Here is a 10,474-nt window from a genome sequence, read left to right on the forward strand (position 1 = left end):
CCACCGCCACCCCCGCTCCGCGCCCCCACGCTCGATGACGTCCAAACCCTGCTCGACCGCGTCTTCACCCCCCACCGCCACGCCCCCGGCGCCTGTTTCGCCCCGCCCGATTTTTTCTACGTCCACCCGAAATAGCCGATTCACGCCCTAATTGTTACGATATCATAATGAAAATCATGGCCAGCCGCCGGAGAGTTCCCGATTGCATCGGACCCGGCGCATGACCATATCCTTCCTTACTCGGCACGCGCCGAGAATGGTCACGGGCGCAACCCGGCAACCCGACCACACCGATCGGGGGCCGTTCGCGCCACGGTTTAGAAAGGCGACGATAGTGAAATTATCTGGCAAAACGGCATGGTTGACAGCCGGTTCCCTCCTGCTCGGCCTCGGCATCGCATCGGCGGCACAGCCGGATTTATCGACGATGACAATGGCACAAAAAACCGCCGCACAGGCCTATTTCCGCGCCCATTCGTTCGATTTCTCCACGATATTCTCGCGTTATCATCCAGGTCCCTATTGGATTCTGCATCACGAAGCCGCCTTCAACCTGACCGCCGCGCAAAAAACCAAAGAGACCGCGCTGAAATTCGGCATGGCCAAGGCGACGATCAAGGATGATATGATCCTTAAATCCGCCTATGGACGATACCTCGCGGACGCACGAAAAGACCACCCCTCCGTCGCGGTGATCCGCCACGACATCGACCGGATCGGCCACGCCGAGACAAATCTGGCGTTTGAAATGGTGCCATATCACCTGAAGTCCTACGCGGTCCTGAACACCGCCCAGAAGCAAACCTACAAAACCCTGGCCGCCGAACCAACGCCGCCAACCCCAGCGCCGGCGAACTGACATCCTTTGATGCCGGTACCATAGCGCCGCCGCGCAAACCGCCGTGCCAGCGCGATTTCGACCGTTGCAACGCTCACTATTGTCGGGCAATCATCACCCTTGGCCAACGATGCCAATGGGGGGATCGGCTGGAGAGGTTTGTCCGTTGGCGCGGAAGGTGGCTGCAACCCCTTTCGCCCGTTGGAATCGCCTGAAGGACATCGAATGCAGAGCATTGTCAGCGAGTTGCTGCGGGCGTTCTTCGCGATCGATGATCCGGCGTTTCTCACCTCGGTCGGGGACGACCTGGTCCGGGTCGAACTGCCGGCAGGGGCAGTCCTGTTTCGCCAGGGCGAAATCAGCGCCGATGTGTATTTCGTCATTCAGGGTCGTCTCCGCGTTCTGGCGGCCGAACCCGGTGAGACGACACCAAAGGTGATCGGCGACGTCGCGCGCGGCGAAACCCTGGGTGAGCTTGCCTTCCTGTCCGGCGCACCCCGCAGCGCCACCATCATCGCCTTGCGCGAGAGCATGCTGATCCGCATGAGCCGTGAGCGCTTCGAACAGGTGTTGAACCAGCATCCGCATGTCGCGCTTACCGTGATGCGCACCATGGCCCAGCGCTATCGCCGTCCCGCCGGGCGGCCGCGGCGTGTGGTGCCGCCCCAAATTCTGACCATCGTGCCGATTTCCACCACGATCGATGCCGCCGGATTTGCCGCACGACTGCGCGAGGAACGCGCGGCGTTGGGCGATCCGACGGTGCTGCTGACCGCCGGGGACGGCGCCACGCTGGGGGCGACGCTTGCAACCATCGAGCAGGAGCGCGGCACCGCGATTCTCCTCACCGACGGCAACGCCACCGCCTGGTCGCGCACGTGCATCGCGCATGCCGACGAAGTGCTGCTTCTGGCCGATGCCTCTGCCGCACCCGAAATTGTCCCGATCGAACGCAGCCTGCTGGGCGAGGATCAACCGGTCCACGCCGATCGCACGCTGGTGCTGCTGCACCCCCCCACGGCGCGCAGCCCCGCCGACACCGCACGCTGGCTCGATGCGCGTAAGGTCAAGCGCCATCTGCACCTGCGGCACGGCCATGCGCGTGACATGCGCCGGCTGACCCGGCTGGTGTCGGGTCGGGGGATCGGCCTCGTGCTGTCGGGCGGCGGCGCGCGCGGTCTTGCGCATGTCGGCGTGCTGGACGTGCTCGATCAGGCAGGAATCGAGATCGACGTGGTCGGTGGCACCAGCATCGGCGCGGTCTTCGCCTCATGGTACGCGATGGACGTGCGGGGCAACGATTTACGCGCCGCCGCGCGGAAAGCCTTCGTCACGTCCGGCAATCCAATCGGCGACTACAATCTGCTGCCGCTGGTCTCGATGGTGCGCGGAACGCGGGTACGCCGATTGATCGAAAACGCGATCGAGACCGCAATGGGTCATCAGATCGGCATCGAGGATTGCTGGATCTCCTACTTCTGCATCACCGCCGACTACGCGGCCGCCACCCCGTCGGTGCGCCATCGTGGCAGTCTTGCAAAATCGATGCTCGCAAGCATCGCTCTCCCCGGCGCACTGCCACCGATCGTGCTCGATCGGCATCTGCATATCGACGGTGGCACCCTCAACAACATGCCGGTCGATGTCATGGAGACACTGGGCGTCGCAACCATCGTCGCGGTCGATCTCCTCGCCGACACGGTACGGACCGTCCCGTTCGACTGGGTCCCCTCGCCGACCGCGCTGCTATGGCATCGCCTGCAACGATTGTTTCGCCGCCAGCGCCGGCTGATGCCGGGGATCATCGAAATTATGCTCAAGGCCAGCCTGCTGCACTCGATCGATCATCAACGCGATCAGCGCAACCGCGCGGACGTGACCATTACCCCCGCCCTGCAAGGCGTCCGACTGCTCGACTGGAAAAAATTCGACATCGCGGATACCGCCGGTGCCGAAGCGACTCGCCAGCAGCTCGCCGCACTCGATGAAGCCACCCTCGCGCGCCTGCGCGCCCGATGCGGAAACCCGACCGGATGAATACCCAAGGGGCCGACCTCATGATCAAGCCGCCTAACAGGAGACGCCTGTGATACGACCCGCCAATCATCCGCAGCGTGTTGACCTCAACAATGAGGCCCATGCCCGCCCGCCCCAGGAGCTGACGGCCCCGATGCGGATCTCGTATCTGGCGCTGTTCTCCGATGCATCCATGCGCGATGCGCAACGCCGACATGTGAGCGAACTCGCCGCGGCGTGCGGTGTGGCGCCGCCGGGGCCGACGGCAATTCATTTCACGGCGGACATGGGCCGGTTCCGGTTGAAATGGGAGCTGCACTCCGAATTCGTTCGCTACAAATTCATCATCGCCGGCACCGGGGACGATCCCTTCGCCGATCCGCCGATCCAGCTCGCACCGCCTGACTGGGTGGCATCGATGGTTGGGCAGATCATGGTGGCAACGCATGTGGCTCTGCTGCCGTTCGATAGTCATCTGACCGACTATGACGAAATTTCAAACCGATGGTTTGCCGGCAACCCGCTGGTGGGCTCGAACATCGCCAGCGGCGCGGCGGTGGCGCTGATGGATTTCAGAATCCGCGAGGATGGGTTCAACCGGTTGTTGATCCTGGATCGCAGCCTGCGCCCCCGGCAGGCGGGGCGGGCGGTGCAGCGACTGCTTGAAATCGATACCTATCGGCTGATGGCCCAGCTGACCTTGCCGATCGCGCGACAGCTGGGCGGACTGCTCGACCGGTTCGAGCGCGAGCTGGTCGCCATCACGAACGCTCTGGCGGGAACCCAACCGATCAGCGAACCGGATCTGCTGGATCGGCTGACCCGCCTGGCCGCTGAGATCGAACATGCCGAGTCACAAAATCATTACCGGTTCAGTGCCGCGCGAGCGTATTATCTACTGGTGCAGCGACGCATCCGGGAATTGCGCGAGGAACGGCTACCGGCAATCCAGACGTTGCATGAATTCACCGAGTTACGACTGGCGCCGGCGATGAACACATGCATGGCGGCTGCTGAGCGCCAGGACTCCCTCGCCGAACGGGTTACCCGGGCGACACAGCTTCTCTCGACCCGTGTCGACATCACGCGTGAGCGCCAGGAGATGGCCGTTCTGGAATCGATGAACCAGCGCGCCGATCTGCAATTGCGGTTGCAGCAAACCGTGGAGGGTCTGTCGGTCGCGGCGATCACCTACTACATCGCCGGGCTGATCGGCTATCTGGCGCATGGCGTGCGCGCAATGGGCGAACCGATCAACCCCGGCCTCGTGGTGGGCGCGAGCATTCCGGTGGTCCTGGTGTTGGTGGCACTGGGGATCAGGCGGATCCACCACATGGTGCATCGACAGGCGGCACAGCACGACAGCGCGGCTTGACGAGGTCGACCCCCGCCAGCCCGGCGGTTCAGCCGGCCTGAGCAGAAGCCTCGCTGCGCGTGGCACCGACACGGGCGGCCAGCGATGCCGCCATGAACTCGTCGAGATTGCCGTTCAGCACAGACTCCGGATTACCGCTCTCCCAGTTGGTCCGCAGGTCCTTCACGAGCTGATACGGCGCGAGAACGTAGGACCGGATTTGATGGCCCCAGCCGATATCGCGCTTGGTGCTTTCGGTCGCGGCACTCGCCGCCTCGCGGCGCTGCAACTCGGCCTCGTACATGCGGGCTTTCAGCATCGCCATGGCGGTGGCGCGATTGCGATGCTGGCTGCGATCGGTCTGGCAGGCGACGATGATGCCTGAGGGAAGATGGGTGATTCTGATCGCGCTTTCGGTCTTGTTGACATGCTGACCACCGGCGCCCGAAGCGCGATAGGTGTCGACCTTCAGATCCGAAGGATCGATCTCGATCTCGATCGTGTCGTCCACCACCGGATAAACCCAGACACTCGCAAAACTGGTTTGGCGGCGGGCATTGGCATCAAATGGCGAAATCCGCACGAGGCGATGCACGCCGGCTTCGGTTTTCAGCCAGCCATAGGCGTTCATTCCGGTGATCTGCAGCGTCACCGATTTGATGCCGGCCTGCTCACCCTCCGACTGATCGAGCATCGTGACCTTGTAGCCATGCTGCTCAGCCCAGCGGGTGTACATGCGCATGAGCATCTCCGCCCAATCTTGCGCTTCGGTACCGCCGGCACCGGCGTTGATTTCCATATAGGCATCATTGGCATCGGCTTCGCCGGAGAGCAGACTTTCAATCTCGCGACGTTTGGCTTCCTGGGCGATGCGTGTGAGGGCGGCTTCGGCCTCGGCGACCATGGCCTGGTCACCTTCAGCCTCGGCGAGTTCAACCAGCATAACCGCGTCTTCGGTTTCGCGTTCCATCGCGCGCACGGCCTCGGTCTGAGTGGCGAGCCGGGTGCGTTCACGCAGGAGCGCCTGCGCCGCGCCGGCGTCGTTCCAGAGCTGCGGGTCCTCGGCCTGGGCGTTCAGCCGATCGAGTTTATCGAGCGAAGCATCCCAGTCAAAGATGCCTCCTTAGCAGGGCCACGCTTTGCGTGATCTGCTCGGCAAGAGCTTGAGTTTCGGCAGACATCGATAATGATCCCATGAAAGACGGCGCGATGAGCTAATAGAGCCCGCCCAGCGATTTGTCGACACTCGGCGGCGGCACGCTCTGCTCGGTGCCACTTGGCACGCTGGCCGGGTTGAAATCATGTTGGGTATTCTGCCCGTTACCGTTCGAAAGCGCTCCCCCCAAGCCCAGTGGATTGTCGGCCACCAGCCCAAGGTTGGATTGCGCACCAGGAGCCTGGCCCGGTTTGAACGCCTCCGTTACGGTCTGGCTGCCATAGGACACCTGCGCCAGCGTCATGCCCGCCGGGGTCGGGAAATTGATCACCGGCTGCCCCTTGAGTGCGACTTTCATAAACTGGTTCCATGCCGGACCGCACACATTGCCGCCGGTCTGGTTGGTGCCGAGGTCGCGCGGCGTGTCGTAGCCGATCCAGCATCCGGTTACCATTTGCGGAATGAAACCGATGAACCAAGCGTCGTTGAAATTATTGGTGGTGCCGGTCTTGCCGGCGATCGGCCGTTTCAACCCAAGGACCGCCGGCACACCGGTACCATGTTCGGTGACGTTCCGCATCATCATGATGACCTGATAAACACTGTCAGGATCGGCGAGTTGCGCCCCAGGCCGGTTGAGGACCGGCAACTGATCAGCCGAACCATCCATGCAGTTGGCGCAGGACTGGTCGGGCGCCTGATAGAGAATATGACCATCCGGCGCCGTCACGCTGTCGATCAGCGAGGGCTCGACCTGGCGTCCGTATTCATCAAGCGCCGCGTAGCCGCGCACCATGCGCCACAGCGTGGTGTCGAGCGCACCGATCGCCGCCGGATAGATCAGCGGCATATGGTGCACGATGCGAAATTTCTCGAAATTCGCGGCAACATTGGCTAAGCCGACCCGGCGCACCAGATGCAGCGTGGCGAGATTGAGCGATTGTTCCAGCGCATAGAACACCGGGACCGGGCCGAGAAAATTCATCTCGTAATCGCCCGGACGGTACAATTGTCCATCGGCGAGACGCTGGGTGAACGGCGCGTCCAAAATCGTCGCGTCGGGCTGCACGCCGGCCTGCATCGCGGTGAGATAGTCAAATGGCTTGACACTCGATCCCGGTTGCCGGTGCGCCTGCGTCGCCCGATTATACGGGCTCATCCGATTACTCCAGCCGCCGACCATAATGCTGACCCGTCCGGTTTCAGGGTCGAGGCTCAGCATCGAGCCTTCGACATGCGGGATCTGTTCGAGCGACACTGTCCCGCCCTTGGTCGGCTTGTGCGGATCGATCATGATCACATCGCCCGGTTTGAGCATTTGATCGACCGCGCGCAGCATTGGTCCTGGCGCGCCATGGATCATCGGCCGCCCCCATTGCAGTGCGGCGAGGCTGAGCGTGCCGGCGCGGGTCGCCGCCGGATTGTCGCCCTGAATCCAGCCGATATGGGCCATCGTCGGCGTTTCACTGACAACGACACCCAGCCGCCACCGCCGGCGTAATCCCGCTGGCGTCGCCTGCTTCGCCAGCGCGGCCGGCCAGTCAGCCGCCAGATCCGCGAGATCGAGACGGGTCACGGGACCATGATAGAACCCGAACTCATGGTCATAGGCCTCCAAACGGTCGCGCATCGCATCCATCGCGGCGGTCTGCAGGCGCGGGTTGAGGCTGGTCCGCACGATCAGCCCGCCCTCCATCGTGGTTTTCTGGCCAAACATCTGCACCAGTTGCGCTTCGACCGCGTTGATGAAATATCCCGCCCCCGGCACCGGGCGGGTACCGGCTGCCGCCTTGGGCAACAAAGGCGATGCCAGCGCCTGTTTCGCCTCGGTGTCAGTGATCACGCCATCGTCGCGCATCCGGCCGATCACCCAGTTGCGCCGGTCGAGCGCTCGTTTCGGATGCAGGAACGGATTGTAGTTGGTCGGCGCCTTGGGCAGTCCGCCGAGCGTTGCCGCCTCGGCGATGGTCAGCCTGGACAACGGCTTGTCGAAATAGGCCTCGGCCGCCGCGGCAACACCCCAGGCATTCTGCCCGAGATAGATCTCGTTGAGATAGAGCGTCAGAATTCGCCGCTTGCTCATCGCCCGGTTGACCCGCAGCGCCAGGATGGCCTCCTTGATCTTGCGCGCGAAATCGATCCGATTGTCGAGGAGCATGTTCTTGACCACCTGCATGGTGATCGTCGAAGCCCCGAGCGGCCGCTCATGGCTGCCCAGCCGCGTCATGTCGACCAGCCCGGCCCGCACGATCGCCAGTGGATCGATGCCGGGTTCGGTCCAGAAATTGCGGTCTTCGGCGGAAATGAAGGCACTCGCCACCAAATGCGGAATCCGGTCGTAGGGTACGTAAATCCGGTGCTGGGTACCGAGTGCCGCGATCAGGCGGAAATTATCGGCATAGATCCTGGTCTCGAGCGGCGGTTCGTAATGACGCAGCTTCGCCACGCTCGGCAGTCCACTGCTGAAATAGAGGAACAAGCCGCCGCCCACCAGCAATCCGCCGACCACGCCGAGCAGCGCCAGTCGATATAGTCCGCGCACCAGCACCCCGCCAGCCACGCGCGCCAGCCCGGTCCGCGGCTTGCGGGGGCGTTTGGTCGATGCGGAGCCCTGCGGGCGACGCGATTTGTCTTTTGCCAGGCGATCGCCGGCTTTCAGAGGTCGAGGCATGGCGCGCTCCTTAGCACCCAATATGCAAGGGCGCGAACATCGGCATGAACCATCGCACGGTTAAATATTTGCAACCAAACCGCCGATCGTGCCCGCTGACGCCGCGCCAATCGCACCCGCTGTCTTGCGGAACCGCACCCCGTTGGTTATACGCCATCTCGTCGGAGTATAGCTCAGCCTGGTAGAGCACTGTGTTCGGGACGCAGGGGCCGGAGGTTCGAATCCTCTTACTCCGACCAATGGGGCCAGGCCATTGCCCGAGCGATGAGCTCCACGTTTCCACCACCTCGGTTCTGCCCGATCGCGCGTTGCGCCGAGTATGACGTCGCGGCCAGCCCTAAAAAATCAAAGCTCCGAGTTGATGACCTCACGGGGACTTTACGGCCCGGCGTTTTGTTGATAGCCGCCGACAGCCCGATCGGCCGGTCGATCCGGGACATCGTTCCGGGGAGAGATCATGTCCGAGTTCATTAAGCCGATGGCCGAACCCGATCCAGCCGTCGCCCGCCGTGTCGTGGTCGCGGCATTTCTGGGCTGGACGCTTGATGCCTTCGATTTCTTCATCCTGATCTTTACGTTCTCAGCCGTGGCCAAAACCTTTCACGTCGGCATCACCGCCGTCACGATCGCGGTCACGCTGACCCTGGCGATGCGTCCGGTCGGTGCGGTGATTTTCGGTCGACTGGCGGATCGCTATGGTCGCCGCCCGATCCTGATGGTCAATATTCTGGCCTTCTCGTTTTTCGAACTGGCCACCGGTTTCGCGCCTTCTCTCACCGCGTTCATGATCCTGCGGGCGCTCTACGGCATCGCGATGGGTGGTGAATGGGGTATCGGCGCGTCACTCACCATGGAGACAATTCCGGTGCGCTGGCGTGGCTGGGTGTCCGGTTTGCTGCAATCTGGCTATCCGGCCGGGTATTTCCTGGCAACGGTGCTGTTCGGCTTCGCCTTTCCTTATGTCGGCTGGCGGGGCATGTTCATCATCGGGGCGCTTCCGGCGTTGCTGGTGCTCTATATCCGCTCCTCGGTACCCGAGAGCCCGGTCTGGCGCGAAATGGCCAAACAACCGCGGGTACCGGTCTCGCGCGTGATCAGGAGCCACCTTGGCCTCACGATCTACGCGGTCGTCCTGATGATGGCGTTCAATTTCTTCTCGCACGGCTCGCAGGATCTGTATCCAAGCGTTTTCCTCGGTGTGCAACATCATTTCAGCCACGCCACCATCACCACCATCGCGCTGATCTATAACCTGGGTGCCATGATCGGGGGAATTGCGTTCGGGTTTCTTTCCCAGAAAATCGGCCGACGCCTGACCATCGGCATCGCGGCGGGGCTGGCGTTACCCCTCATCCCGCTCTGGGCGTTCTCGATGACCCCGGTGATGCTCGGTCTTGGCGCGTTCCTCATGCAGATTTGCGTGCAGGGCGCCTGGGGCGTGATTCCGGTTCATCTGAACGAGTTGTCGCCCAAGGAAATCCGCGCGACGTTCCCGGGCTTCGTCTACCAGCTCGGCAATTTCCTGGCGTCGTACAATGCGACGCTCCAGGCCAATTTTGCAGCGTCGCACGGCCATAACTACGGGCTGGCGATGGCACTCGTGGTTGGCAGCGTCGCGGTGGTGATCGTCGTCCTGATGATTTTCGGCCCGGAATCCAAAAACGTCTCGATGGCCCACAGCTAGAGCGATATGCGATTAAGTTGACGCGGCAGCGGCAACATAATCGCATGAAATCGCTCGAAAAAACATAGAGAAAGAGCGTTAGGCTGAAAGCATAACGCTCTGGGTTCAACGATCGCGTGATGCGGGCACGATTGCACCGAGGGCGGTCGGTGATTGCCGACAATCTGACGGCTCGCAAAATACGCGGCGTCCGTGAGATGATCGAAGCCGCAGGCGCGTGGTCGCTCTACCTGCCACCCTGTTCGCCGTCGAACAAAATTCAACGTCACCGAAGACCGCTCCAATTTTTATGAGATTTTTATGCGAATTCCATCATAGCGATATGGAATTTTTATGCCGCTCTGTGTGAAACAAGGGCGTTCTTAATCGAGGTTCGTAAAGTTAATTGCGCAGATTAAGTGGCACATTCTCATGGTGGGAGTAAGGATAGATGGCTGATATTGTCTCGGTTGGGTTTGGATTGATTATTTTTGCAATTTTCTTTGTCTATATACCCGTTTGCCAGAAAGTATAATCATGTTTGATTTTTGGCTGGGTGGGATCACGGCGCTATTTTTGTTGGTATACCTTGTTTGGGCGCTCGTACGGTCGGAGCAATTCTGAGCGGCTTCGTTTGAAGTTGACGCTCGCAATCATCAAAATTGTCAGTGTTTTTGCGATCTGTTCGGGCGCGGCTCTCGGCCTTGTCATGGTTACGGCGATAATTGTCGGCACTCTACGCTTCAGATGAAACCAGACGCGTCAGATGAAGCTAG

At 61.7% G+C, this 10,474-nt stretch carries 7 protein-coding genes, 1 tRNA gene and 1 pseudogene; 7 read left to right on the forward strand and 2 right to left on the reverse strand.

The genetic code is table 11. From position 1 onward, the window contains the following. Positions 1 to 334: 334 nt before the first annotated feature. The 3 genes from ACP5E6_RS13710 (at position 335) to ACP5E6_RS13720 (ending at position 4,229) form a co-directional block, all read left to right on the forward strand. The gene (locus tag ACP5E6_RS13710; protein WP_427954871.1) at positions 335 to 859 is read left to right on the forward strand and encodes a hypothetical protein; all 525 of its coding nucleotides are present in this window, start codon (positions 335 to 337) and stop codon (positions 857 to 859) included. 204 nt (positions 860 to 1,063) lie between these two features. Then, the gene (locus tag ACP5E6_RS13715; protein WP_427954872.1) at positions 1,064 to 2,875 is read left to right on the forward strand and encodes a patatin-like phospholipase family protein; all 1,812 of its coding nucleotides are present in this window, start codon (positions 1,064 to 1,066) and stop codon (positions 2,873 to 2,875) included. A 49-nt stretch (positions 2,876 to 2,924) separates the two neighbouring features. Continuing rightward, positions 2,925 to 4,229: a DUF3422 family protein gene (locus tag ACP5E6_RS13720; RefSeq protein ID WP_427954874.1), complete on the forward strand. Its 1,305-nt coding sequence runs from the start codon at positions 2,925 to 2,927 to the stop codon at positions 4,227 to 4,229. A gap of 28 nt (positions 4,230 to 4,257) precedes the next feature. Here ACP5E6_RS13720 and prfB read toward each other — a convergent pair. Together prfB and ACP5E6_RS13730 are read right to left on the reverse strand one after the other, a co-directional pair. Next, positions 4,258 to 5,389, reverse strand: a protein-coding gene (gene prfB, locus ACP5E6_RS13725; protein WP_427954876.1) for a peptide chain release factor 2 whose coding sequence is annotated in 2 segments (ribosomal slippage) — positions 4,258 to 5,319 and positions 5,321 to 5,389 — 1,131 coding nt in all. Because the reading frame shifts where the segments join, the coding sequence is not laid out codon by codon here. 33 nt (positions 5,390 to 5,422) lie between these two features. Beyond that, the gene (locus tag ACP5E6_RS13730; protein ID WP_427954878.1) at positions 5,423 to 8,035 is read right to left on the reverse strand and encodes a penicillin-binding protein 1A; all 2,613 of its coding nucleotides are present in this window, start codon (positions 8,033 to 8,035) and stop codon (positions 5,423 to 5,425) included. Between the two features lie 162 nt (positions 8,036 to 8,197). Between ACP5E6_RS13730 and ACP5E6_RS13735 the strand changes: the two genes are divergently transcribed. From ACP5E6_RS13735 to ACP5E6_RS13750, 4 genes and pseudogenes are all read left to right on the forward strand, one after another. Then, positions 8,198 to 8,274, forward strand: a tRNA-Pro gene (locus ACP5E6_RS13735). 218 nt (positions 8,275 to 8,492) lie between these two features. Further along, complete coding sequence (locus ACP5E6_RS13740) at positions 8,493 to 9,719, forward strand: MFS transporter (RefSeq protein ID WP_427954879.1); 1,227 nt, start codon at positions 8,493 to 8,495, stop codon at positions 9,717 to 9,719. A 131-nt stretch (positions 9,720 to 9,850) separates the two neighbouring features. Further along, positions 9,851 to 9,967, forward strand: a pseudogene (locus tag ACP5E6_RS13745) (IS630 family transposase); the annotation flags it as partial. 268 nt (positions 9,968 to 10,235) lie between these two features. Then, entirely contained in the window at positions 10,236 to 10,322 is an 87-nt protein-coding gene (locus ACP5E6_RS13750) for a potassium-transporting ATPase subunit F (RefSeq protein WP_427954881.1), read from the forward strand. The last annotated feature ends 152 nt before the right edge of the window (positions 10,323 to 10,474 follow it).

Origin of the sequence: Acidiphilium sp. (assembly GCF_049977125.1) — a bacterium.
Lineage (GTDB): Bacteria > Pseudomonadota > Alphaproteobacteria > Acetobacterales > Acetobacteraceae > Acidiphilium.

What these genes read in the sequence shown, in the direction of transcription:
- ACP5E6_RS13715 (WP_427954872.1), top strand. Translation starts at nt 1,064, where the DNA reads ATGCAGAGCATTGTCAGCGAGTTGCTGCGGGCGTTCTTCGCGATCGAT.
- ACP5E6_RS13740 (WP_427954879.1), top strand. Translation starts at nt 8,493, where the DNA reads ATGTCCGAGTTCATTAAGCCGATGGCCGAACCCGATCCAGCCGTCGCC.
- ACP5E6_RS13730 (WP_427954878.1), bottom strand. Translation starts at nt 8,035, where the DNA reads ATGCCTCGACCTCTGAAAGCCGGCGATCGCCTGGCAAAAGACAAATCG.
- ACP5E6_RS13750 (WP_427954881.1), top strand. Translation starts at nt 10,236, where the DNA reads ATGTTTGATTTTTGGCTGGGTGGGATCACGGCGCTATTTTTGTTGGTA.